Source organism: Roseomonas sp. USHLN139 (assembly GCF_037145735.1).
GTDB lineage: Bacteria > Pseudomonadota > Alphaproteobacteria > Acetobacterales > Acetobacteraceae > Pseudoroseomonas.
Genome location: NZ_JBBCWY010000019.1, coordinates 19,097 through 41,950 on the forward strand (window position 1 = coordinate 19,097; position 22,854 = coordinate 41,950).

At 70.3% G+C, this 22,854-nt stretch carries 19 protein-coding genes; 2 read left to right on the plus strand and 17 right to left on the minus strand.

Annotated elements, in window-relative coordinates:
* Nucleotides 1-3: 3 nt before the first annotated feature.
* From WFI16_RS25960 to WFI16_RS26015, 12 genes are all read right to left on the minus strand, one after another.
* A complete protein-coding gene (locus tag WFI16_RS25960) occupies nt 4-2,370 on the minus strand; it encodes a phage head spike fiber domain-containing protein (RefSeq protein ID WP_419900771.1) in 2,367 nt (788 codons plus the stop codon).
* Complete coding sequence (locus WFI16_RS25965) at nt 2,370-9,758, minus strand: hypothetical protein (RefSeq protein WP_419900772.1); 7,389 nt, start codon at nt 9,756-9,758, stop codon at nt 2,370-2,372. Before WFI16_RS25965 ends, WFI16_RS25960 begins: the two co-directional genes overlap by 1 nt.
* A gap of 3 nt (nt 9,759-9,761) precedes the next feature.
* A complete protein-coding gene (locus WFI16_RS25970) occupies nt 9,762-10,406 on the minus strand; it encodes a hypothetical protein (protein ID WP_419900773.1) in 645 nt (214 codons plus the stop codon).
* Nucleotides 10,403-10,675 carry a hypothetical protein gene (locus WFI16_RS25975; RefSeq protein WP_419900774.1) on the minus strand — a complete coding sequence of 91 codons (273 nt, stop codon included), beginning with the start codon at nt 10,673-10,675 and terminating at the stop codon, nt 10,403-10,405. Before WFI16_RS25975 ends, WFI16_RS25970 begins: the two co-directional genes overlap by 4 nt.
* An 8-nt stretch (nt 10,676-10,683) precedes the next feature.
* Nucleotides 10,684-11,163: a hypothetical protein gene (locus WFI16_RS25980; RefSeq protein ID WP_419900775.1), complete on the minus strand. Its 480-nt coding sequence runs from the start codon at nt 11,161-11,163 to the stop codon at nt 10,684-10,686.
* Nucleotides 11,164-11,293: 130 nt separating this feature from the next.
* Nucleotides 11,294-12,496 (minus strand): phage tail tube protein, encoded by a 1,203-nt coding sequence (locus WFI16_RS25985; RefSeq protein WP_419900776.1) that lies wholly within the window; start codon nt 12,494-12,496, stop codon nt 11,294-11,296.
* 72 nt (nt 12,497-12,568) lie between these two features.
* Complete coding sequence (locus tag WFI16_RS25990) at nt 12,569-13,000, minus strand: phage tail terminator-like protein (protein ID WP_419900777.1); 432 nt, start codon at nt 12,998-13,000, stop codon at nt 12,569-12,571.
* A complete protein-coding gene (locus WFI16_RS25995; RefSeq protein WP_419900778.1) occupies nt 13,000-13,395 on the minus strand; it encodes a hypothetical protein in 396 nt (131 codons plus the stop codon). The genes WFI16_RS25990 and WFI16_RS25995 overlap by 1 nt, the downstream gene beginning before the upstream one ends.
* The gene (locus WFI16_RS26000) at nt 13,395-14,003 is read right to left on the minus strand and encodes a hypothetical protein (RefSeq protein ID WP_419900779.1); all 609 of its coding nucleotides are present in this window, start codon (nt 14,001-14,003) and stop codon (nt 13,395-13,397) included. The genes WFI16_RS25995 and WFI16_RS26000 overlap by 1 nt, the downstream gene beginning before the upstream one ends.
* Nucleotides 14,000-14,173: a hypothetical protein gene (locus WFI16_RS26005; RefSeq protein WP_419900780.1), complete on the minus strand. Its 174-nt coding sequence runs from the start codon at nt 14,171-14,173 to the stop codon at nt 14,000-14,002. The genes WFI16_RS26000 and WFI16_RS26005 overlap by 4 nt, the downstream gene beginning before the upstream one ends.
* 2 nt (nt 14,174-14,175) lie before the next feature.
* Nucleotides 14,176-15,411: a phage major capsid protein gene (locus WFI16_RS26010; RefSeq protein ID WP_419900781.1), complete on the minus strand. Its 1,236-nt coding sequence runs from the start codon at nt 15,409-15,411 to the stop codon at nt 14,176-14,178.
* An 86-nt stretch (nt 15,412-15,497) separates the two neighbouring features.
* Nucleotides 15,498-16,196, minus strand: coding sequence for a head maturation protease, ClpP-related (locus WFI16_RS26015; protein ID WP_419900782.1), 699 nt, complete (start codon nt 16,194-16,196; stop codon nt 15,498-15,500).
* A 35-nt stretch (nt 16,197-16,231) separates the two neighbouring features.
* Between WFI16_RS26015 and WFI16_RS26020 the strand changes: the two genes are divergently transcribed.
* On the plus strand, nt 16,232-16,879 hold the full coding sequence (locus WFI16_RS26020; RefSeq protein WP_419900783.1) for a hypothetical protein: 648 nt from the start codon (nt 16,232-16,234) through the stop codon (nt 16,877-16,879).
* Here the strand turns inward: WFI16_RS26020 and WFI16_RS26025 are convergent.
* From WFI16_RS26025 to WFI16_RS26035, 3 genes are read right to left on the minus strand one after another with little or no spacing between them, the layout of a single operon-like run.
* Entirely contained in the window at nt 16,876-18,150 is a 1,275-nt protein-coding gene (locus WFI16_RS26025) for a phage portal protein (RefSeq protein WP_419900784.1), read from the minus strand. The genes WFI16_RS26020 and WFI16_RS26025 overlap by 4 nt on opposite strands.
* Nucleotides 18,147-19,964 (minus strand): terminase large subunit, encoded by a 1,818-nt coding sequence (locus WFI16_RS26030; RefSeq protein WP_419900785.1) that lies wholly within the window; start codon nt 19,962-19,964, stop codon nt 18,147-18,149. Before WFI16_RS26030 ends, WFI16_RS26025 begins: the two co-directional genes overlap by 4 nt.
* Nucleotides 19,921-20,370, minus strand: coding sequence for a P27 family phage terminase small subunit (locus tag WFI16_RS26035; RefSeq protein ID WP_419900786.1), 450 nt, complete (start codon nt 20,368-20,370; stop codon nt 19,921-19,923). Before WFI16_RS26035 ends, WFI16_RS26030 begins: the two co-directional genes overlap by 44 nt.
* A 229-nt stretch (nt 20,371-20,599) precedes the next feature.
* Between WFI16_RS26035 and WFI16_RS26040 the strand changes: the two genes are divergently transcribed.
* The gene (locus WFI16_RS26040; protein ID WP_419900787.1) at nt 20,600-21,250 is read left to right on the plus strand and encodes a LysE family translocator; all 651 of its coding nucleotides are present in this window, start codon (nt 20,600-20,602) and stop codon (nt 21,248-21,250) included.
* Between the two features lie 488 nt (nt 21,251-21,738).
* Here the strand turns inward: WFI16_RS26040 and WFI16_RS26045 are convergent, their stop codons facing one another.
* Together WFI16_RS26045 and WFI16_RS26050 are read right to left on the minus strand one after the other, a co-directional pair.
* Nucleotides 21,739-22,074 carry a hypothetical protein gene (locus WFI16_RS26045; protein WP_419900788.1) on the minus strand — a complete coding sequence of 112 codons (336 nt, stop codon included), beginning with the start codon at nt 22,072-22,074 and terminating at the stop codon, nt 21,739-21,741.
* Nucleotides 22,049-22,789, minus strand: coding sequence for a recombinase family protein (locus WFI16_RS26050; RefSeq protein WP_419900789.1), 741 nt, complete (start codon nt 22,787-22,789; stop codon nt 22,049-22,051). The genes WFI16_RS26045 and WFI16_RS26050 overlap by 26 nt, the downstream gene beginning before the upstream one ends.
* Nucleotides 22,790-22,854 lie beyond the last annotated feature (65 nt).

Here is a 22,854-nt window from a genome sequence, read left to right on the forward strand (position 1 = left end):
GGATTATCCCCAGAGGATCAGGCTGTGCGTGTCGCTCTCGGCGTCGCGGTCCAGCTCGGTGACAACGAAGTTGCGCCCGGCGGCGAGGCCGAAGCGCGAATGGCTGATGCGCACCGTCATCCCGACGCGCAGGCCATCGGTGCCGTCGACGGTGATCTCGAACATGCGCCGCCGCGGCCCGTGCATGGCGACGCGGCGCTGCGCCTCCTGGGCAGCATCGGCCTTGTCATCGAGCGAGCCGTCGATGCGCTCCTCGCGCGCCAGCAGGGACTGCGCGGCGACCGTGCTGTCGGCATAGGCCTCGGTCAGCCACTCGGTGCGCAGGGCCTCGCGCTCGGCGCCGAGGATGGTGCCGAGGATCTCGGTGTCGCTGAGCGGGCGCCAGCGCCGGCCGTAGCCGATGGTCTGCAGCTTGAGGCGGCGGGCCACCTCGCGCGGCAGGATCTCGTGAATGGCGTGCTCGTCGAACTCGAAGTCGGGCGCGGCCGCCGGCGGCTCGAGGCGGCCGAGCAGGATCCGGCGGGCATCGTCGCAGATCCACCAGGCGCCCGGCCCGGTCGCCAGCTGGTCGATGGCCTGGCGGATGGTCATCTCGCCGCTGCCGTCATACCAGAGGCCGACCCGCTGCGGCGCCACGGCATTGACCGCGTCGACCGTGCCGGGGGCGAAGTCGCCGGCGGTGAGCCCGGTGCTCTGCCCCACGGCCAGCTGCGCCAAGTCGCCGAAGCGCCCCAGCCACTCGGTGACCACCACATCATCCACGCTGCCGGCAAAGGCGCTGTCGGCCGAGAAGGCGACCGTGGTGCTGCTGCCGGTCGCCCGGAAGATCTGCACCAGGCGGCCGGAGGCGGCGGCCGTGGCCAGGGTGGCGCCGCCCACCTGCAGCGCCAGGCTGCCGGCAGTGCGGGTCACCATGGCCTTGGCGACGTAGAGGCGGCCGGCCACCGTGGCGACGGCCTGGCTGGCCGTGCCGGCGATCCCGGCGGCGCTGACCAGTCGGCCGCCGTAGTCGCTGGCGGTCGCCGCCGCCTCGAGCTGGACGTCCTGCAGCTCCAGCTGCCGGCCGGCGCCGGCGTAGGAGGGCGAGCGGGCGGCCGCGGCGGTCGGCACCAGGATGGCATAGGCCGGATTGCTGCCGGCGGCGGTGACCGGCGCCGCCAGGGTGCAGAGGTAGACCCCGCCGCCGAGCGCCGTGATGGTCGCCGTGGCGGCCGCGCCCTTGCTGCCCAGCGTGCCGCTGGCCAGGTCGAAATTGGCCCAGGCATTGGTTCCATGGGTCGAGCCGCCATAGAGCAGCTGCAGGCAGGGGGCGCCGGCGACCGCGCGGGCCTTGACCTGCAGCGTGGTCTGGCTGCCCGCGGCGAAGCTCACCGCCGCCGAGGCGAGGGTATGCTGGCCGCTCGCCGTGCTCTCGGTCACCAGGCAGGCCCGGCCGTCGCCATAGAGGCCGGGCGCGGCCACGCGGCTGGCGATGCCGGTCGGCGTCCAGCCGGCCTCGAGCGGGCTGTCGGAGGCCAGCAGTGCCGCGCTGGCCCAGCTCCACCCGGCGCCCAGCGTCCAGCCGGCGGCGCTCTGCCCGAGCCGGCCATTGGCCACTAGGTTGCCGCCGCGGCTGCGGCCGAGCAGGTCGCCGGTGATCGGCCATGACGGCTCGGCGCCGAGCCGCGCCCGGCCCAGCGCGTCGCAGGTCACATAGCCATAGGCGCCCATGGGCGCCGCCAGCATGGCCTCGCGGGTCGGGTAGTCCGGCCCGGCCACCAGCAGGCCGCCCTTGTCCTTCAGGGCCAGGATGCCGCCGCAGGCCGTGCTGTCCCAGGCCACCACCAGGTTGGCGGTATCCTCGACCACCAGCTCGGCCTGCCGGGCGATGCCCAGCGTCATCGGCCGGCGGCGATCCTTCAGGGTCTCCAGCCCCTCGGCGCCGCCAGTGCCGGCGTAGCGCAGCGGCTGCAGCGGATCGTCGAGCAGGGCCTTCAGGCTGCGCAGCTTGATGGTCAGCTCGTCGCCTGGCGTCAGCGATTCCACCGTGCCGGAGATGGCGACGGCGAAGTCGGCCCAGACCGGGGCATCCTTCGCCGAGAAGCGCACCTCGACCAGGCGGCCATCCCAGTCGAGCTCGGCCAGCGCGTCGAGCGCGCCGTCGCCGTTCTCGAGGGTGAGGTCGCCATAGTCGATGTCGCCCTCGCCGCCCGCCTGGCCATCGGCGAAGAGCTTGGCCTGCATGGACAGGCCGACGCCGATGCGCCGCTCCCAGTAGACGTCGCCGGGGGTGTCCTGAGGCTTCGAGAGGAAGCCCACGTCGCTGTAGTAGAGCGGGCGCACCGCGCCGGCGACGGCGTCCCAGGGCTCGGCCCTGACCAGCCACGCCATTACTTCGTGCCCCCGCGCTGCATCAGCGGTTCCCTCTTTCGTGCCATCCGGCGGTTGCTGTCGGCGGTGTCCTCCGCCGCATCGGCGGTGCGCTCGGCGGTCTTCTGCGCGGCGCGGGCATCCTCGCGGCGCTCGGCGCGCAGTGCGGCAATCTCCCGCTGGGCGGCCTGCAGCTGCTCCGCCATCTGCTGAAGAGCGGCCAGGATCGCAGCCGCGTCGTCGCCGGTGGGCGCCGGCATCGGCGGCAGGACGGGCATCGCGAGATCCGCTTGCACGCCCAGGTCGCCGTTGCCCATCCGCGCCAGCGGTAGGATCGCCTCCGGCCCGGCCTCGCCCAGCAGGCCGAGGTTGCCCCCGGTCATCGGAAAGAAGGTCGGGTCGTCGACCATCGGCACGCCGCCCCGCGCGAACGGGATGACGCGGCCGCCAGCGAAGGCATTGCCCAGGGCATTCACCGTCAGGGTGGTGCCCCAATTGCCGATCGTGGTGTTGAAGTTGGCCGGGTCGTTGGCGGCGCCGCTGGCCTTGGGCGTGGTGACGCGGATGCCGCCCCACTGGCCGCGGGCGAGCTCGCGCAGGCCATAGGTCCAGAGGTCGATATTCCGCAGCCGGCCGTCCAACACCGCCAGGGTCTGCGCCTGGGTGGCCGTGCTGCCCTTCATCGCCGACAGCAGATCGGTCTGGGCCTTCAGGCTGGCGCCGATCTTGTCGTCGATGCTGCGGCTGATCAGGACCGTCTCGGTGGTCTCGACCTTCTGGTCGACCGTGCGGGTGACCGTGCCGCTGTTCAGGATCGTCTGCCGCTCGGCCGCGGTCAGCTGGCGCCCGAGCTGCTGCTCGATGCTCTGCAGGATGGTGCCACCCTGCGCCAGGCTGGCGCGCTCCGCCGCCGTCAGCCGCGCCCCCAGCACCTCGGTCACCTCGCGGCGCACCGTGGCGCTGTCGATCAGCGAAGCGCGCTCCGCCGCCGTCAGCGTCCGTCCCAGCGCCTGCTCGATCTGGCGCGTCACCGTCTCCCCGCCGACCAGCTTGGCGCGCTGGGTCGAGGTCAGGGTCTGCACCATCTGCACCACCGTCCGGTCGACGGTGCCGGCCGGGATCAGCGCCGCGGTCTCCGCCGCGGTGAGCTGCCGGCCGATGGCCTGCTCGATGCTGCGGAGCACGCTGCCGCCCTGCACCAGGCTGGCCTGCTCGGCCGCCGTCAGCGTGGCGCCGAGCCGCTGCTCGACGGCACGCGCGACGGTGCCGCCGGCGACCAGCTCGGCCTTCTCGGCCGCGGTGAGGGTCCGCCCCAGGCTCTGCTCGACCCGGCGCAGCACGTCCTCGCTGGCCACCAGGCCGGCGCGTTCCGTCTGCGTCAGGTCGCGCGCCAGCCGCTGCGCGATGTCGCGCTCCACCGTCGCCGTGGCGACGAGGGAGGCGCGCTCCGCCGCGGTCAGGTCGCGACCCAGCTGCTGCTGGATCTGCCGCACCACCGTGCCGGCATCGACCAGGCTGGCGTCCTCCGCCGCGGTGAGGGTTCGGCCGAGCCGCTCCTCGACGCTGCGGATGACCGTGGTGGCCTGCGCCAGGCTGGCCTTCTCCGCGGCCGTCAGGGTGCGGCCCAGCCCCTCCTCAACCGTCCGCCGGAGCGTGGCGGCCTCGAGCAGCTGCGCCCGCTCGGCGGCGGTCAGCGTGCGGCCGAGCTGCTGCTCGACCGTGCGCACCACCGCCTCGCTGTTCACCAGCTGGGTGAGCTGGCTCGCGGTCAGCGCCCGCACCTGCTGCATCACCGTCCGGTCGACCGTGCCAGCCGGGATCAGTGCCGCGGTCTCCGCCGCGGTGAGCTGCCGGCCGAGGGCCTGCTCGACGCTGCGCAGCACGCTGCCGCCCTGCACCAGGCTGGCGCGCTCGGCCGCCGTCAGCGTGGCGCCGAGCCGCTGCTCGACGGCGCGCGCGACGGTGCCGCCGGCGACCAGCTCAGCCTTCTCGGCTGCGGTGAGGTTCCGCCCCAGGGTCTGCTCGACCCGGCGCAGCACGTCCTCGCTTGCGACCAGCCCGGCCCGCTCCGCCGCCGTCAGGCTGCGGCCCATGGCCTGCTGCACCGTGCGGGTCACCGTCGCCGTGGCGACGAGCGAGGCCCGCTCGGCCTCGGTCAGGGCTCGGCCGAGCCGCTGCTCGACCGTCCGCACCACCGCGCCGGCCTTGGCCAGGGTGGCATCCTCGGCCGCGGTCAGCGTGCGGCCCAGCGTCTCCCGCACCACGCGGTCGATGCTGGTCGACTGCATCAGCGCGGCGCGCTCCGCCGTCGTCAGCGTCCGGCCGAGGGTCTCCTCGACCCGCCGCAGCACCGTCTGGCTGGCCTGGAAGCTGGCCAGCTCGGCCGCCGTCAGGGTGCGGCCGATGACCTGGTCGACAGTGCGGGTGACCGTGAGGCTGGCCAGCAGGGTGCCGCGCTCGGCCTCGGTCAGGTTGCGGCCGATGCTTTGCTCGACCGAGCGGATGACCGCGGCGGCCTGCACCAAGCCGTCGCGCTCCGCCGCCGTCAGGCTGCGCCCCATGGTCTGCTCGACCAGGCGCCGCACCGTCTCCCCCTGCACCAGGCTGGCGGTCTCCGCCGCGGTCAGGCTGCGCCCGAGCGCCTCCTGCACGCTGCGCAGCACCGCGCCGCCGGCGGTCAGCGAGGCGGCCTCGGCGGCCGTCAGGCCGCGCCCCAGCAGCTCCTGCACCTGCCGGGTAATGGTGCCCGACTGAACCAGGCCGGCCGCCTCGGCGGCGGTGAGCTGGCGGCCGATGCGCTGCTCGATGGCGCGCAGCACATCGCCGGAGCTGACCAGGCTGGCCCGCTCCGCCGCGGTGAGGTTGCGGCCCAGCGACTGCTCGATGCTGCGCAGCACCACCGCGCCCTCGATCAGCCGCGACCGCTCGGCCGTGCTCAGCACCCGGCCGAGGCGATCCTCGACCGTGCGCAGCACCGTCTCGGCCTGCACCAGCTTGCCGCGGTCGCCCTCGGACAGGGCCTGCAGCTGCTCGGTGATCACCCGGAAGGTGGTCAGCTCGACGCTGACGTCGATGCGCCCGCCGAGCTTCTGGAGCTCGGCCAGGATCAGCGCGTCATAGCTCTGCGTCGCCGGCAGCTGCTCGAGCTGCGACAGGACCCAATCCCGGCCCTGCCGCCCTGCGGCGGTCGACCCATACATCTGGTCGAGCGCCTTCATCAGGGTGTCGGCCGTGCCGGTGATCCGGCCCGAAGCCTCGGCGTTGCCGCCGCGCGCCAGTGCCAGGTCGCGGCCGAACTGGTCCTGCGCTGCCTTGAGCTGCTCCGCCGGCGTGAAGCCGCCAGCCGCGCTCGCCCGCATGCTGTCGACATAGCCGCGGATCGAGCCGCCAGCCTGCTGCCGGGCCGCCAGCTCCGCCGCCGCCGCGGCCTTGGTGGTGCTGTTGCCCAGGCGCAGCATCTGCTCGGCCGCGTCGGCCGCGGCATCGTCGAGGCCCCGGAATGACACCGCCACGTCGCGCAGCTGGTCGACATTGAGCTGGTCCAGCACCGCGGTCATCTGCTGGTGGAACAGCCGCACCCCGTCGACACCGGCCGCCTCGAAGGCCGCCCGGTTCTGCTCATAGAAGGTGCGCACGCCCTCGACGCTGTTGATGTAGCCGCGCCCCTCCGCCTGGCGGCTGGTCTGCCAGTAGCCGGTCGCCACAGCCTGGTTGGCCGCCTTCTGCGCAGCGCTGCCGGTCTCCAGCAGCTGCTTCGCCAGGGTCACCGCGGCGTCGTCGATGCCGACGAAAGCCGTGGCGATGTCGCGCAGCTGCGCGTCGCTGAAGGTGTTCAACACCGCGCGCATCTGCCGATCGTACAGCTGTTCCGGATCGCGCCCGGCCTCGCGGAAGCTGTCCGCATTGGCCGTGTAGAAGGAGCGCACAGCAGTGACCTGGTCGACATAGGTGCGACCGTCCAGCTCGCGCACCGCGGCGTCATAGGTCATGCGGAAGGCGTTCTTGGTCGCCTCGATGGCTTCCGCCTGCTTGGCGCGGAGCACATCGGTCGCCAGCCCGAGCTCTTCGGCCTTGGCGATGGTGGCACCGAAGGAGGTGGACAGCGCGTCGAGCTGCTGCTGCAGGGCGCTGCCGGCCTGGTTGGCACCCACCAGCGGGTCATAGATGTTCTTGACCCACTCGACATTGCCGATTGCCCGGTCGAGGTCGGCGTCGCCTCCATAAGCCTTGGACAACTCCGCGGTGATCACCCGCGTCATGTTGTCGGTGCCGCCGCGCATCCCCTCGAGGACTGCCAGCGTCATGTTTCGGCTGTCCTCCTCCGGCTGGCTGTCCTCGCCGAAGTGGGTCTGCCCAGCCGTGGCGCTGTCCAGCGTGAGGCCCAGGGCGGCGATCTTGGCATTCAGCGCCTGCAGAGCCTGGGTGGTCTGGGCGACGGCTTCCTTGTCGTCCATCCACTTCGACTTGCTGCCGGTCACCACCAGCTGCCCATCGGCATTGGTCCCGTACTGGACCGAGGCCGCCTTGTGCTGCTTCTGGCCGCCGAACAGGCCGCCGACCAGGTTGCCCAGCATGCCGCCGATCGCCGTGCCAAGGCCGGGCATGATGATGGTGCCGAGGCCGGCCCCAATGCCGCCGGCGGCCGCCTGCCCGTAGTTGCCGGACATCAGCCCGGGCAGGACGGATCCAGCGATGCCCAGCACGTTGCTGAAGCTGCTGAAGCCGCCCAGCAGGTCGCCGCCGCCGATCAGCCCAGGCGTCAGCGTCGGCGTCGGGCCGGCCGGCAGCGAGGCCAGCAGGGCATCCGCGCTGGTATGGCCCAGCGTCCCGGCACCAGCGGCCGTGGCCGGCCCGGAGAAGCCCAGGCCGCCCAGATTGGCCGCGCCCCAGCTATCCAGGGCGCTGCTGATCGAGCCGCCGCCCATGCTGAAGAGGTTCCGGATACCGCTCAGACTGGCCAGGCTGCTGAGGCCACCCCCGCCGGCGGATCCAGGCGACGCCGCGGCGCTGCCGCCGGCAGCCCCACCCACCACGGCGCGGATCACCGGCTGAAAGACCAGGTTGGACAGAGCGGCCTGGGCCGCCTGTCGCATCATGGAGCCCAGGAAGCGGCTCAGCCCGCCGAAGATCCCCCGGCCCGCTTCCGCGCTCTGCTCGAAGGCCGAGATCGTCTCGCTGGCCATGCTGTCGCCGTAGCGCTCGGCCATGCGGTCCAGGCGGTCGGCCTGGCGCTTCTCGACCCTCTCCTGCTGGTCAGCACGGCGCTTGGCCGCGTCCTCCTCCCGCTTGTTGTCACGCTCCCGCTGCTCACGGAGCCGCTGCAGCGCGCGGGTCACGCGCCCGCTGCGCTCGAAGTCGTTGCCGTCCGCGTCGGTGTCGTTGGCTCGGTCGTTCAGCTCGCGCTGCGCGGCCGCGGCGCCGCGGGCGGCCTTCTCCTGCTCCTCGAGCTTCTTCACCAGCGCGTCGCGGCGTTCGGTGAGCCGCGTCACCTCGCCCTGTTCCTGGGCAATGCGGCGGATCGAGACTTCGCGTGCGGAGGCGACGTCCTGCTCGGCCCGGGCCAGGATGGCGGCGCCGGCCTCGGCGGAAGAGGCGCGGGCGGCCTCCTCCCGAGCGAGGTCACGGATGGCCGTGGCCTCGTCGTTAAGCATCGTCTCGCGCTCGTCGGCCGCGGCCTGGCGCCGCTGCTGATGGCGCTGGGTCAGCTCGAGCGCGTCGCGGCCGCCGCGCTCGAGCGCGGCGATCTGCGCCTTCAGGTCGGCCGTCTGGCGGTCCAGGCCGGAATAGGGGTTGTCGGCCGTCTGGGCGCGCAGGGTGCGCAGCGCCGCGGCGGCGGCGGCCGCCGCGCTGGTGACGGTGCCGACCTGGCCGGCGGCGCCGGCCGAGGCTTCGCCCACGCCGCGGATGCCGTCGGCGGCCGGCAGGGCCTCGCCCTTCGCGGCGGCCAGCTGCACGGCGTTCTGCCGCACGGCCTCCTGCAGCTTGTCGGCCGAGGGAACCGCCTGGTCCAGCTCCTTGATGGCGCGCGTCAGCGCCTCGGTGAAGAAGCCGGCCTGGCCGCCGCCCTCGGCCAGCGAGGTCTTCACCGCGCTGAGGGCGTTCGCCAGCTCGAGCACGGCGCGGCTGGTGTTGGGGTTGTCCCGGAAAGCCTTCAGCGCCTCAGTGACCTGGTCTGCCTGCGCCGGCAGCGGGTTCCGGCCATTGCCGGAGCGCATGTTCTCGAAGACGCGGTCCAGGCGGTTGGTGGTGCTGGAGGCGCTCTCCCGCAGCACCTTGGCCTGCTCCGCCAGCTCGGCGCGGACGGCTTCCAGGCGGCGGACCTCGGAGGCGCGGCGTTCCTGGTCGAGGGCGACATACCTGGCGCGCAGCAGGTTCACCTGCTCGGCCTCTTCGGCGAGGCCCTGGCGCCACCTCTCGGCCGCCCGGGTGGCGCCCTCGAAGAGGTTCTCCTGCTTCTCGACGGTGTCGCTCAGGACCTTCGCCGCATCGGCGCCGCGCAGGAAGCCGATGCCGATGGCGGCGATCGCCACAACAGCGCCGGCGATGGCGCCGCCGGTGCCGAAGACGCCGAGGAACTGCGGGGCCTGCTGCGCGAAGGCCACCAGCGCCGACTGGCCGCTGGCCACCTGGACGGCGAAGTCCTGCACCTGAAAGCCCGCCTGGCCGGCGATCATGCCGAAGCGCTTGGCGCGATCGGCGGCCTTGTCGCTGGCCTCGCTGAACTCGGAGAGGCTCCGAGCCTGCACCGTCAGCTTGTTGTCGTTGGCGACGCCGCCAGACACCGGCCCGCCGACCGCGGCCTGGCGCCGCTTCTCGGCCGCGATCTGCCGCTCGATGCTGGCGACATAGGCGTCGGTGCGCTGCTTCACCTGGGTCAGCAGCTGGTCGGCCTGCTGCTGGCTCTTCAGGCCCTTGGCCACCTCGTCGGCGGCGACCTGTGCCGCACGGGCCAGGTCGCGGTCAGCCTTGGCGCGCGCCGCCGCGGCGCGGGCATTGTCGTCGTATCGACGAGACAGCTGCTCCCAGGTCGGGATGGCGCGCCGCACCTTCTCGGCGCCATCGAGGATGACGTCGCCAGCCTTGGTGTTCGACTGCGCGAGGCCATCGGCGGCAGCGCTGGCGTTGTCGTTCGCCTTCGCCATCTTGCCGGCCGCGGCGGCGGCCTTCTCGGCCGAGGCGCTGGCGTCATCCGTCGCCTTGGTCGCCTTGCCCACCGATCGGGCGGTTTTCTCGGCGGCAGCGCCGGCGTTGTCATTCGCCTTCGCCATCTTGGCCACGGCACTGGTGGTCTTGTCGGCGGCGGCAGCGGCGTTGTCGCTCGCCTTTGCCACCTTGCCCATCGCGCCGGTGATCTTCTCGGCGGCTGCGGACGCGTCATCCTTCAGCGCCACGCGATAGGCGAGATCCATAGGCTACTCCCGGGGGGCGATGATCACCGCAGGGCTCTGCACCTGGCTCCCCTTTCGGGGGCCGGTGCGGAGCCGGTAGAGATCGGGATGGCGGATGCTGTAGACCGCCCAGGCGTTTACGCTGGGGAAGCGCTTCGTCGTCGCCTTGGCGGCATTGGCAAAAAGCTGCGGCTGCACCTTGAAGCGCAGCTTGCGCGAGCCCTCGACTTGCGTGTCGACCTTGCGGCTGTAGGGCATGGCGTTGAAGATCGTGATGCGCGTGGCATCGGCGCTCATGGTGCGCGCGTTGAAGTCCTTCGCGAGCAACACGCGATGCGATCGGCCTGTCTCGACCTGCATCCAGAAGCTGGCCTTGAAGTCGCCGTCGCGCTTGGGAGACAGGCGCTGCAGCTCGGCCAGGCAGATGCTGGCCGCCTCGGCCAGCAGGTTGAAGCGATAGAGCACCACGCTGGCGGCGCTGGCGTCGTTGTCAGGCGCGCCGGGCCGGCCGTCGATGAAGCGGGTGAACTGCTTCGGCACCTCGTTCGCAGCGATGCGCCGCTCGACGTCGGCCTTCGCCATGGCGACCAGCTTGCGGCCGATCTCCTGCGGTGACAGGTCGCGCTGCACCTGCACCAGCAGGCGGCGCGACGTGTCGGAGAGGGTCATTTCTTGCCCTTGGGCTTGCTGGCCTCGTGGTGCTCGAAGAAGACGGCGTCCATCTGCCGCACCATCTCCTGCAGCAGGTCGAGCTCGTCCTCGGACAGGCCCTCCCGCTCGGCGAGAGCGGCGACCGTGGAAGCACGGACGCCGCGCGGCGTGGCGCCGCCGAAGCTGACCAGCCACTCGCGCTCGCTGTGCAGCTGGTGCCAGGCGCGCCAGATCCAGAGCAGATCCGGCGCGGGCTGGCGGATCGATGGCCGATCTTCATCGGCCATCTGCGCGATCAGGGCTGCAGAGCCGCTCCATCGAAGGGCATCGGCGAGGGCGCCGGCGAGTTTCCCCCCGCGCCCTCGGTCTGGGCCTGGCGCATGGTGGTCGCGATCTCGACGCCGGCCCAGACCGCGTCCATCAGGTCGGCGAACTCCTCGGTCTGCGCCAGCTCGCGATACTTCGCGGCGTCGACCGGCTTGCCGGCGATGGTGAGGTTGTAGGGCTCGATGAAGAGCATCTTCAGGCAGAGGGCATTGCCCAGCGCCAGGCGCTCGGAGATCGGCAGCTGCTCATAGCCCTCGCGCGGCTTCAGGCGGCCATCAGCGCGGGCCTGGCGCACCAGGTCGGACTTCGCGCGGGACAGCGCGTCGTCATAGGCCGGATTGCCGGGGCGCACGCGCAGCTCGAGGTCGTCCCACTCGGGACCGGGCTGGACGCGCACGCCCTCGAGGACGGCGGCGGTGTTGCGGCGGAAACGGGCGATATCGGCCATGATCGTGTTCTCGTCGGGGTTGCGGGGTTGGAGAGGGGGGATGCTGCCGACCCCGCAGACAGCAGCATCCCCCCGACGGCGCGCCCTCAGGCGGCGCCATCCGGCCGAAGCCGGAAGCGGTGGCCTGCGATCAGGCGATCGGCAGGCGATGGATGGCGAAGGTGCGGTTGACGGCGTCGCCAGAGGGGTTGCCCTCGATCGTGTATTGGACGGCGACGGCCTGGCCCGGCCCGCCGGCGACCACCTGCGGATTCAGCAGGATCGCGCCGAGGTGCTCGAAGATGTAGCCATTGCCGGCGTCATCGCGGGTCAGGAAGGCGAAGCGCCCCTGCGTCTCGGCCTTGGCACGGGTCCAGAGGTCGAAATCCTTGAAGAACAGGGTGGCGTCGCCGTCGACGCCGAACATGCCCCAGCGCGCGCCCACCGCCTTCGGCGAGCCCATCGCATAGTCCATCTCGGCGCCTTCGCGCGTCATGTTCACCGAGGTGCTCTGCACATTCGCCTGCAGCGGCGCGTCATCCAGCCAGACACCGCCGAAGTTGCCGACCGGGTCGTGAAAGCCGCCGGTGGGCGCGTCCAGCACCGCGCCGGTGCTGCCGTTCACCGCGCTGCGGACCTCGTCCTGGCAGATCGCCTGGAAGGACCCGGTGAAGGCATTGCCCACGCCGCCGGTCAGGCTGGCGCCGCTGATGATCGAGCCCGGATAGTGCAGGAAGCCGGCGGTGCCGAGCTGCTTCTGCAGGAAGCGGCTCTGCGTCTGGTTGTCATTGACCAGCATCGAGCCGCGGATCTTGGCATTGGTGCCGGTCGGCGTCTCGTCGGTGACCGTCTTGCCAGCCAGGGTGATGTCCTGGTTGCTGGTCTTGGCGATGACCCGGGCGAAGCCGTTGTTGGCCCCGCCATTGGCCGTGAAACCGAGCAGCCGGATCCACTGGCCGACCACGATGGCGGAGAACTTGTTCGCCGTGGTCGAGGTCAGCTTGTTGCCGGCGGCGACGGTCGAGATGTCGGCGGAGGCGCCATTGATGGCCAGCGGCGTCGACCAGTCGTTGCCCATGACTGCGGCGAACAGGCTGTCGAAGGTGCCGAAGGACAGGGCCAGGTTGATGCCGCCGCCGGCGCTTTCCTGGTTGGTGAAGCCCTTGGCGCGCTGCTTGACCTTGGTGATCTCGCTGGCCCGGCCGCGCTGCTTCTGGCCGGTGAGGCTTTCACCGGTGATGCGCAGGGCCTGGAAGGCGGTGTTGGGCTTGGTGCCCCAGGCCGTCTCTTCGCCGAAGGAGAGGAGGACGTCGGACGTCTCGACCGCCGCCTGGCCGCCGGTAACACTCGGCATGCTGTGATCCTTGCTGGTGGCGCGCCAGGGCGCCGAAAACAGAAAGGGGCGCCCGAGGGCGCCCCTGATGCGTCAGCCGGCCGCGGCCGGGTGGTCCTGGAAGGTGAAGTCCACCCAGACGGGCAGGACCCACCATTTCCCCTCGCCCTCCTGCTCCTTCTCGCCGGCGCCGATGCTGCAGCGGCGGTAGAGCACCGGGCCGCTGGCGGCGGCGGGCGGCTGGAAGAGCCGCACCACCTGGCGCGCCAGCTGGCGGCCGGGCTCGCTGCCGTAGCCCCAGGGCACGAAGACCTGCACATGCAGCGTGCCGTCCTCGTCCCACTGCGCATTCGGTCCCATCTCGACCGGCTCACCGGCGGCGCCGACCATGTCGGCCGCCAGGAAGGGCGAACCCTGTGGCCGCTCGAACTCCTCGTTGGGCCACTGGATGGGCGGCAGCAGGCCGACCTGCTGGGCGGCCTGCAGGCGGCCCTTGGCGTCAGCCCAGGGCTCGGGGCCGGCCATCAGCGATCTCCCAGGACGGTCAGGGTGTGACGGACGGGGATGCCAGCGATGCGGCGCGTGTCGCAGGCGTCGACGGCGTGGGTGCTGCCGTCGGCCATCTCCAGCTGGTCGCCGCGGCGCGGCGGCCCAGGCCAGCCGGCCTCGTCGATCTCGGCCTGGCCGAGGATCACCTGGCGCCGCACCTGCCAGACCTCGCCGACAAGCTGGACGGGGGTTCCGGTCGAGATGAGGCCGCTGCATTCCACCTCGGCCGCGCTGCCGCCACCCCAGCCCCAATCCTGCCAGCGCTTCGGCTGGTCCGCCGGCGGGGCGGCCGGCGGGGCGACGGCGCGGCGCAGCGTGACCGGCTCGCCGTCGCGCTCGAGGCGGCGCTGCAGGCCCTCTGCGATGCCCATCAGCTGCGCCCCAGGCGGTATTCCGCCAGCAGCCCGGCGGCCTGCGGCGGCAGCGCCTCGCTGCCCTCCCGCGGGTCCAGCCAGGAGGTGCTGCCGATGCCCTCGTAGCTCTCGCTGCGCATCAGCGGGTCGCGGCCGCGGGCGGCGTGCCAGGCGGCGATGGTGAGCAGGCAGGCCCGCTCCACCTCGGCGGGCAGGTCCCTGCCCTCCTGCCCGGGCAGGAGCCACCCGGCGGTGTACTGGACCACCAGGCGACGCGTGCACCACCGCCGCATGCAGCCATCCGGGTCCAGCCGCTGCAGCACCCCGGCGCCGGGATCCAGCTCCCAGCGCTCCGGCGGCAGCGGCACGCCGTCGGCGGTGACCTCGACCACCGCGCCGATCGGCAGGGCGGACAGCACCACCTCCCAATCCCGGTCGGGATAGACCGTCTCCAGCAGCGTGACGCGGCCGAAGCTGCGCCGGCAGTGCCGGCCCAGCGCGCTGGAGGCCTGCGCCAGCAGGGTGCCCGCGGCGTCGTCGCTGAGGTCCGCCGCCCCGACCTCAGCCCGCACCGCCTCCAGCGTGCTCAGCAGCTGGGAGGCGGCGGGGGTGAGGATCTGGATCATCCGGCTTCGCCCTCCGGCGGAGCGCTGCTGCTGCCCTGCCGCGGCGGCACATCGGCCACCAGGCCGGCCTTTTTGCGCGCCGTCGCGATCTTGGCCGGCAGGTCGATCACCTCGCCCGGGGCGTAGGAGAAATCCTCCCCGGCCCAGGGCACCAGGTTGACCACCTCCATGATCAGGACGGCGGGTTCTGGTAGGTCTTCACCGGCTCGCCGGCGGAGACCAGGCGGCCGTCGGTACGCAGGAAGCCCAGGAAGCCGACCTGCATGCTGTCGGCATAGCGCTCGCCCAGCCGCACCATCTGCAGGTTCAGCACGTCGCGGACGACGTAATTCTTGAAGTTGCCGAAGGCGATGGACTTGGCGCCGGGGGCCATCACCGGCATGTCCTGGTTGATGGAGTAGCCGTAGCCGTTGATCGTGTCGGGCGCGCCGACCGCGACACCCGGCGACCAGAGCGGCCTGCCCTGCCCGTCCTTCAGCTTCTTCAGCGTCTTCAGGACGCTGTCGTGGAACATGTAGCGGGCGCCGATGCGGTAGGCCGGGTCGACGCTGTGCTCCAGCTCGGTCAGGTCGTCCCAGGTCACGCTGGTGGTCTGGCCGGCCGCGCCGGTGCGGCCGACCGGCGCGCCCAGGATCAGGCCCTCCGGCTGGGTCGTGCCATTGCCCTTGGTGAAATGGGCATTGGTGCCGCGCTGGAAGCGGCCGGCGCAGGCGTCGCGGATCAGCGCGTCGAAGTCGAAGGCGGTGTCCTGCAGCAGCTGCAGCGAGATGCGGATCGGCAGCGTCGAGTAGGTGAAGCTCTTCAGCGTGCGGCTGCCGAAGGTCATGTCCTCGCCGTCCGGCAGCTGGCTGTTCTCGCCGACAATGGTCGCGACCGCCGCGGTGTCGTCGGTCACCGGCCAGGGCAGCTCGACGCCGGTGCTGGTGCTGATGACGCGCGCCGCCTCGCGCATGCCGCCCTGCGCCTTCATGGCGACCAGCAGCTCGCGCATGAAGTCGGGCGCGATGGTGTAGCCGCCGGCGGGGCCGCTGCCGGTGCCGGCCGCGTTGCGCACACCCTCGACGGCGCTCAGCCGGGCGCGGACCTTCTTCGCGTCGTCGCCTTCCAGGCCGGCCACACCATTGGCCAGCCAGGCGACCAGCAGGCGCCGCTCCGCCTGGCGGTTGTCTTCGGCCTGGTCGGCCGAGATGCCCTGGCGATCGGCCGTCTCGCGGGTCTGCTCGGCCAGCTCGGCCTGCAGCTGGAAGGCCCGCTCGAGGCCGTCGATCTGCGCCTTCAGGGTGTCCGCCTCGGCCATCATGGCGTCGAAGCGGGTGATCTCCTCGGGGGTCGCGCCCTCCTTGTCGATCAGGGCCTGGGCGTCGGTGATCAGCTTGGCCCGCTTCGCGCGCAGCTCTTTGGTCCGCATGTAGCTCTCCAGAAACGAGAAAGGCCGCCCGGAGGCGGCCTGAGGTGACGCGGCGAACCCCGCGCGTCAGGGGTGGCAGGGCGGGATCAGGCGGCCGAGGCCCAGCGCGCCAGGCGCCGGCGGCGCTCGATCTCCGGCGCGGCGGCCTTCAGCCCCCCGCCGCCCTTGTTCTCGGGGGTCGAGGCAGGCTCCATGCCCTCGACGTGGTCGACCAGGCCGGCGGCCTTCGCTTCGCTGCTGGTGAACCAGGTCTCGCCGTCCATGGCGGCGGCCATCTCCTCCACCGGCTTGCCGCTGCGCGCCGCGTAGATGCCGGCGAGCTGGCCATCGATCTTGGCGAGCACCTTCTCGGTCTCCGCCAGGTCGTGGCGGTTGCCGGCCACCACGCCCCAGGCGTTGTGGATCATCAGAAAGGCGTTGGACGCCATGGTGATCTTGCTGCCGGCCATGGCGATGAAGCTGGCGGCCGAGGCCGCCAGGCCATCAACCACCACCTCGACATTGCCGCGGGCCTTCAGCGCGTTGTGGATGGCCAGGCCGTCGAAGACGTCGCCGCCGGGCGAGTTGATCCGCACCCGCAGCGGGCCGGCCCCGGCATCGGTCAGCGCCAGCGCGAAGTCCTTCGCGGTGACGCCCCAGAAGCCGATCTCGTCATAGAGCAGGATCTCGGCCGGCGCAGCGTCCGTGCTTGCACGGACGGTCAAGCCTTCCGGCAGCGTGTGCCGCGCGTATGCTTCCAGCACCTTCGCGGAGAATCGCGTGGCGCGGGCAGTGATGTCGGGCATGCATTGCTCCGCCTGAAAGGCTCTTGGCTAAATTATTGGATATCAAAGATATGGCAGACAAACCAAACAGAAAAACGTCTCTAGAAGTAAACAGAATAATGGAAAGAATATCTTCCGAAAAAGAAGATTTTTTCCATTATTCGACAGAAGATCTCACCAAAGATGATTTTTATCTTATAGGAAGGGTGGTTCAGCAATATTGTTTTGTTGATCTTAACGCCAGGAGGCTGATTGATCTCCTTCGGCACGCCGCTTTGGGCCCCGAAAGTAGGAACGGGGCAGGGCTTCAAGATGGCCAAGTTCTTCCGCAGCTAATTGCAGCTGCTTCAAAGCTTCCAACTTCCAATCTTCAAGAAGGAATCATCCGAGCGGCTCGTTCGATGGAAAACTACCGCGATCACCGGCATCATTTCGCGCATTGGGCTGCCAGGAGAATTGTAGGGCACAATCTATGGATCATGCTCAATTCTAATTCCAAAGAAATAAAGAGAAGAATTGGAATAGAGGGTAATGTTGGAGAGCTGACATATGGTATTATACATGTAGAATACATTATTGAAGACGAAAAAATAATAGAGGGCCATTCTAATTATTTAGCCCAAGCTGTGCATCACGTCGCTGCCCATTTCGATAGAATACAACACGATTTTTCTAAATCGAAGAAACGTCGAGAAAAATCTTAATTGGAGATCTTTCCGGCAGGCGATGTTTGGCGTGAAAGGGGCACGTTGGTGCTGTTCACCAGCGGCGTGTCGCCGCCCTCGACCGGCGGCCGGTTCTTCTTCCGCCGGTACTCGTTGATCAGCAGCACGCCGCTGCTGGTCTCCTTCTGCATCACCTCGGCCGCTTTCACCGGGTCCATGGCGAGCAGGGTGTCGCGGTCGAACTCGCAGTAGAGGTCGGTGCCGGCGAAGAGCTTGTAATTCAGCTCGGCTTCGATCCGGCCCAGGTCGGGGTCGATGGTGTAGATCAGGAAGGCCAGGTTGATCTCGGCGAGGCCGCTGCCCCAGGAGCTGGATTTGTCCGTCTCGTTCAGGATGTGCAGCGGCGTGCCGAAGTACCGGCTGACGTCGGACACCTGCATGCGCCGGGCATTGATGGTGTCCAGATCCTTGGGCGGGATCTGGAAGGGGGTGAACTTCGCCCCCTGGTCCAGATAGACCACCTCGCCGGCGTTGTGCCGGCCGACCAGGTCGCGCCGGAACTGCGCCTTCATGCGCTTGAAGCCCTCGGCGCTGATCCCGGGGGGGATCTCCAGTGCGCCAGAAGGGCGGGCGGCGTTCTCGATCATCCGGCCGGCCTGGTCTTCCAGGGTGATGGCCAGCGAGATCGAGTTGCGCGCCGCCTGCTGGATGCGCGACATGCCCTGGATGCCGTCGAATCCCGGCCCGGGAATGTGCAGCATGTCGTCGTGGTCGACGTACTCGACCCGGCCGTCTTCCAGGACGCAGCGGTAGAGGTTGCGGTAATTCTTCCGCGTGACCTCGACGGCCCAGGGCATGACGGGCTCAAAGCCGAGCACGCGCCCCGCGTTGTTGTAGCGGATGATGCTGTAGTGGTTGCCCCACAGCAGCACGTTCAGCTCCCAAAGTTCGCGCCAGACGAAGCTGGTCATCGGCCGGCCGGCATAGGGCGCGGTCATCAGCATCCGCGCCAAGGGGTGGTCGGGCACCTCCTCCCGCCCGTCCTTCACCCGCCGATAGACCTTCAGCGGCATGGCCGCGACGATGCCGGAGAGCAGTGCGACGCTGCGGAAGACCGCCGAGCACGTCATCGCGGTGCGCTCGGTGACCGGGACGCCCCATTCCTGGCGCACGCCGCCGGCGGCCCAGTCCCGGAACCATCCTTCCGGCGAGCCGAGCGTGCTGGACGGGTTTTCGAGCGATGCCCGCGGGGTCAGGGTCGGCTCAACCCGCGCTCGCGGGCTCGCCGCACCTGCTCGGAGCCTGCTCATGAATCCCATAGGTCGTCTCGATCCCAGATGCTGCCCGTGGCCTTTGCCGGGGTGGCTGTTGCCGCGCCGATCGCCATCGCGAGGGCGACCATTCCGTCGATGCGGCCGCGCGACCGCTTCTTGTCGAACCACCGGTTTCCCTGGCCGTCCGAGTTGAGATAGGCGTTGCCGGAGCACCACCTGGTGATGCTGCTGGCCTCGATGGTGATGCCGCCCTGCAGGATCAGGTCCTCGAGGGCCTGGATCGACTGCGGCATCCAGAGCTGCCGCTCGGAGTGCAGGCCGCGCGCGCCCTGCGCGTGCCGGATCATCTTCAGCCCAGCGCCGGCTGGCTTGTCAGGCCCCATGAACTCCCAGGTATCGAAGCCGCCCAGCGCCGCCGCGTCGCGGAACCCGCCGAAGTGCGCAGCGTCGAACGCCATGGCTTCGACCTGGTGGTCGGCGACCAGCTGCTGCACGGCGCTGACCACGAAGCCCATCTGGATCCCGCGGCCGGGGACGGCGTTCAGCTCCCCGCTCTCTGCCCAGGCCGGGTAGGGCGCCTTGTCCTCGGCCTCGGCGTCCGCCAGCGTGTCGCGCGGCTTCCAGTAGAGGACCCTGGCGTAATAGCGGCCGTCCTCGCCCAGCCAGACGATGGCCAGCGCGGTCAGGTCGTTCCGCTGCGACGGGTCCATGCCCAGCCAGCAGGGCCGGCCGCTCAGCGCCTCGAGGTCGAGCTGGCCGAGCGTGGCTTCCCAGAGGTCCTCGTCGATCCAGTACTCGGCCGAGCCGACCGGGATGCCGAAGAACAGGCGCTTCACCGACATGGCCTTGCTGGCCAAGCCCCGCGCCTTAGCCACTTCGGCGCGGACGTTGTCGATCGGATAGGTGACGCCCAGCGCCGGCAGGCTCTTCGGCCAGCAGCGCTCGTCCTCAAAGGGCTCGTCGCCCTTGTCGGTCCTGGCGATGTAGACGAAGGAGCTGTCGTCCTTGAACACGCCGCGGACGACGTTCTGGTAGAGCTCGCTGTATTCGGTGCCGACGAGCTGGTCGGCGGCCGGGGTGTTGGTGCCCAGGAACATCAGCGGGTCGCCGGGCATCTTGGCGATCGCCGCCGACCACAGCTCGATCGCGTTGGCCGACTTGAACTCGTGGATCTCGTCGGCGGCGACCATGGTCGGGCGCGGGCCGGAGATGCTGTCGCCGTCGGCCAGCGCCTGGAAGTAGGAGCTGCTCTCCGGATGCTCGATCTTCCAGGCCATGTCGCCGGTGCCGCGGATCACCACGTCGCCCAGGCTGGCCAGGCTGGCCTGGTCCTCGTCATCCGGGATCGGCGCGCGGCACATTGCCACGGCGTCGCGGAAGAGGACGTTGGCCTGGTTCTTGTTGCCGGCGATCGCGTAGATCTGCGCCCGCTGCACCTCCTCGAAGCCCATGAGGTAGATGCCCAGGCCCGCCATCAGCGGGCTCTTGGCCTGCCCCTTGCCCGTCTCCGCCCAGGCGGTGCGGTAGCGCCGCAGCCCGTCCGCGCGCCGCCAGCCGAAGAGGCTGCCCACCGTGAAGGTGTGCCAGGGCAGTGGGTGGAACGGCTGCCCCGCCTTGGCGCCGGCGGTGATGGTGAACATCGCCGGGAAGAAGCGCAGCGGCCTGGCGGCCAGCTCGGGCCGCCAATGCAGGCCGCGCTTCGCGCCGTCGCGGAGGTCGCGCATGTGCCGCTCCGCGGCATGCTTCACCAGCTCGCCGGAGACGATCCGGCCGGCCAGGATATCCTGGGCATGGGCGGTCGTCGGGTCAGCCTGCGCCGCGCTTGCGGAACTCGTCGGCTGCCGTGACACGCTTCGCCTTCCTCTGCACCTTGCCCGCCGATGCCCGCCGGCGCGGGTTCAGGCAGAGCTCCATTTCCATGCTGTTCGCGTCGTCGGCCGCGGCGCGCATCTCGGTCTGCCAGACGCTGAGCATCGGCACCTTGGTGCGCGGCGCCTTGGTGACGGCGCCCTCGCGCATCACCACGGCGACGGCCAGGTCGTACCGGAGGTAGGCCAGCACCAGGCGGAGGACCTGGCGGCCGTTCACCGGCGCCAGGGTCTGCGCGTCGCGCAGCTCGGCGACGATCCGGGTCCATTCCCGGTGCGCCGTCTCGCGCAGCCTGTCGTGCTCGCCGTCGGCGCGGGCCGGGATCAGCGCTTCCCAATCCGGCTCCTCAACATCGGACCCGGGGCCCGCGATCACCTCGAAAGTCATCGGTCTCCCTCAGGGCGAGAACCTGGTCTGGATGGGTGGAGATGGGTGGATAGCGTCCTGAAGGCCCAAAATCCGGCGGCAACTGGACCGCCATCTTTGATAGAAACTGGACTTTCTTGACGGGCCACACGCCGGGCAAAATCCATGGTTCTGAGGAGTGCCAGCTCTTCCTGGTCGAGGAGAGCCCTCAACGACTCAACAAGCCGTATCTGAACAGAGGCCTATCGTTGTGCCAGAGTTATCCCAACTTGCTCTCTACTCCGCCGCAGCCCTGCTGCTCGCCATCACGCCCGGTCCCGGCATCTTCTATGTTGCCGCACGGACCCTCGCGGGCGGGCGGGCGGAAGGCATCGCTTCCAGCTTTGGCACGGGCTTGGGGGGCTTGGTTCACGTCGTCGCAGGAAGCCTGGGCGTGTCCGCGCTTGTGCTGGCCAGCGCAGAACTCTTCACTGCCCTGAAGTTGATCGGTTCCGTCTACCTGATCTGGATCGGGATCCGGACATTTCAGGCCGCCCGCCGAGACGCGTCGACCGTCCTGAATGGCGGCGCTCCGACACCTCCGATCGGGCCGCGCCGAGCCTTCCACGAGGGCGTATTGGTCGAGGCTTTAAACCCGAAGACGGCAGCCTTCTTCCTGGCTTTCGTACCGCAATTTGTGGATCCTGCTCAGGGTAGCGTGGCCGTCCAGTTTCTGGTGCTCGGCTTCGTGTCGGTCGCACTCAACACGCTGGCCGACATCGTGGTCGCCTTCGCGGCAGCAGGGATCCGGCAAGGCGCGGCGACGCGTCCGACTTTGATCCGCCGGCTGCGAGAGGGTTCTGGGGCCGCCATGGTGGCGCTCGGCATCGGACTTGCGTTGGTGAAGCGCCCCGCCGCCTGAGTGTCTATCGGTGCGGTCAGGCTTTCAACGCTCCAGGGCGGAAACCCCCCCCTCTGTTTTTGGTCCGCGTGCAAAGGGAGCTGCCCCGCCGGTCGACCCCCCAGGGGGGTCAGACTTTCGACCCTCCCCCCCACCCCTGGTCCCCTGCCGGCGGCGGGCCTAGGGCGGCCGCTGGCGGCGGTTCCAGGGGTGGGCGGGGTCCAGGGGCCGGCCGCTGGCGTCGCAGCCCTGGACGGTCAGCAGGCCGCCATTCCGGCGAGCTCCGTTCCGGTCCTCCTTGACCTGGTTGTCATGGGGTCGGCAGAGGCTCCGGAGGTTGGCCAGGCGGTCGCCGCCGGCCCGCCGGCGGGACACGATGTGGTCGACCACCACGGCCCGGGCGGTGCAGCCCGGCACGGTGCAGCGATGACCGTCCCGCTCCAGCGCCGCCCCGCGCAGCGCCCGCCACTCCGCCGAAGCGTAGTAGGGGTCGCGTAGCTTGCCGATGGTCAGCGCACCTCGAGGGTGGTGTAGCCGGCCCGGCCGTTCTTCGCCGGGATGACCTCGCCGACCATCTTGGCCGTGATGGTCTTCGCCGGCACGCCCGGCACGGCGGCCACCTCGCCCTGCGTCAGGATGCGCTTGCCGGCCGTGGCCATCGGCGCGCCGCCCATGGCCGCCTCCAGCACCGGCTTGATCACCTTCAGCCGCTTCTCCAGCCGGTTCTTCTCGGCCGCGCCGGTGGCATATTCCTCGGCCAGGGCCACCAGCGCCTTGTCGCGGATGACCGGGTAATTCGTGGTCGGCGGGGCGGCCGCTTCAGCGGCCGGCTTGCGGGGTGCCATCGGGGCGGTCCTTCTTCAGGAGGCGGTGCACCTGGGTCGGATGCCAGTGATCACCGCCGGATGGTGTGCGAATCCCGCGGGCGGTCAGCGCCGCGGCGATCTGCGGCAGGCTGGTGCAGCCCGCACGCTGTGCAGCCGCGATCAGCGGCAACACGTCCTTCGCGTATTGCTCGGCTCGGGTGCGGCGCAGCTCGGTTGCACGCCGCGCCGCCTCGGCATCCCCTGCCCTCAGGCGGGGATTACCGAGGCGGACCCCTCGCACCTTAGCGGCTTGAAGCGCGGCCTTGGTGCGAGCTGAGATCATCTCCCGCTCATGCTCAGCGACCGCCGCCAGGATGTGGATGGTCAGGCGGGTCGCATAAGGATTGTCGCAGGCGACGAATTCGATGCCTGCCTCCATCAGGTTGGAGACGAAGGCGACGTTGCGGGCCAGGCGGTCTAGCTTGGCGATGACCAGCGTGGCGCGGCGCATGCGGCAGGCGGCGATGGCCGCCGCAATCTCGGGTCGGTCGTTCCTCTTCCCGCTCTCGACTTCCTGGAACACGTCCAGGATGCGGCCACCGGCGGCGGCGACATGGCGCTGCACAGCGTCCTGCTGGGCTTCCAGCCCGAGGCCGCTCTTGCCCTGCTTGTCGGTCGAGACCCGGTAGTAGGCGATGAACCCCTTTGCGCCGCCGGCGCCGCCTGGCGCCTTCTGAGGCGGTCTGCGGGCCATTTTCACCGGGGGATGTGGGGTGGTGGGGCTTTACGCTTCCAAACGGACGTTTGACGATGCGTAAA

Bases quoted from the DNA above. Each gene is read 5' to 3' on its own strand.
- WFI16_RS26015 (WP_419900782.1), bottom strand. From the start codon at position 16,196: ATGCCCGACATCACTGCCCGCGCCACGCGATTCTCCGCGAAGGTGCTG.
- WFI16_RS26005 (WP_419900780.1), bottom strand. From the start codon at position 14,173: ATGGAGGTGGTCAACCTGGTGCCCTGGGCCGGGGAGGATTTCTCCTAC.
- WFI16_RS26050 (WP_419900789.1), bottom strand. From the start codon at position 22,789: ATGGCCCGCAGACCGCCTCAGAAGGCGCCAGGCGGCGCCGGCGGCGCA.
- WFI16_RS25980 (WP_419900775.1), bottom strand. From the start codon at position 11,163: ATGGCCGATATCGCCCGTTTCCGCCGCAACACCGCCGCCGTCCTCGAG.
- WFI16_RS25965 (WP_419900772.1), bottom strand. From the start codon at position 9,758: ATGGATCTCGCCTATCGCGTGGCGCTGAAGGATGACGCGTCCGCAGCC.
- WFI16_RS25970 (WP_419900773.1), bottom strand. From the start codon at position 10,406: ATGACCCTCTCCGACACGTCGCGCCGCCTGCTGGTGCAGGTGCAGCGC.
- WFI16_RS26035 (WP_419900786.1), bottom strand. From the start codon at position 20,370: ATGACTTTCGAGGTGATCGCGGGCCCCGGGTCCGATGTTGAGGAGCCG.
- WFI16_RS25995 (WP_419900778.1), bottom strand. From the start codon at position 13,395: ATGGGCATCGCAGAGGGCCTGCAGCGCCGCCTCGAGCGCGACGGCGAG.
- WFI16_RS26010 (WP_419900781.1), bottom strand. From the start codon at position 15,411: ATGCGGACCAAAGAGCTGCGCGCGAAGCGGGCCAAGCTGATCACCGAC.
- WFI16_RS26000 (WP_419900779.1), bottom strand. From the start codon at position 14,003: ATGATCCAGATCCTCACCCCCGCCGCCTCCCAGCTGCTGAGCACGCTG.
- WFI16_RS25990 (WP_419900777.1), bottom strand. From the start codon at position 13,000: ATGGCCGGCCCCGAGCCCTGGGCTGACGCCAAGGGCCGCCTGCAGGCC.
- WFI16_RS26025 (WP_419900784.1), bottom strand. From the start codon at position 18,150: ATGAGCAGGCTCCGAGCAGGTGCGGCGAGCCCGCGAGCGCGGGTTGAG.
- WFI16_RS26045 (WP_419900788.1), bottom strand. From the start codon at position 22,074: ATGGCACCCCGCAAGCCGGCCGCTGAAGCGGCCGCCCCGCCGACCACG.
- WFI16_RS25985 (WP_419900776.1), bottom strand. From the start codon at position 12,496: ATGCCGAGTGTTACCGGCGGCCAGGCGGCGGTCGAGACGTCCGACGTC.
- WFI16_RS25975 (WP_419900774.1), bottom strand. From the start codon at position 10,675: ATGGCCGATGAAGATCGGCCATCGATCCGCCAGCCCGCGCCGGATCTG.
- WFI16_RS25960 (WP_419900771.1), bottom strand. From the start codon at position 2,370: ATGGCGTGGCTGGTCAGGGCCGAGCCCTGGGACGCCGTCGCCGGCGCG.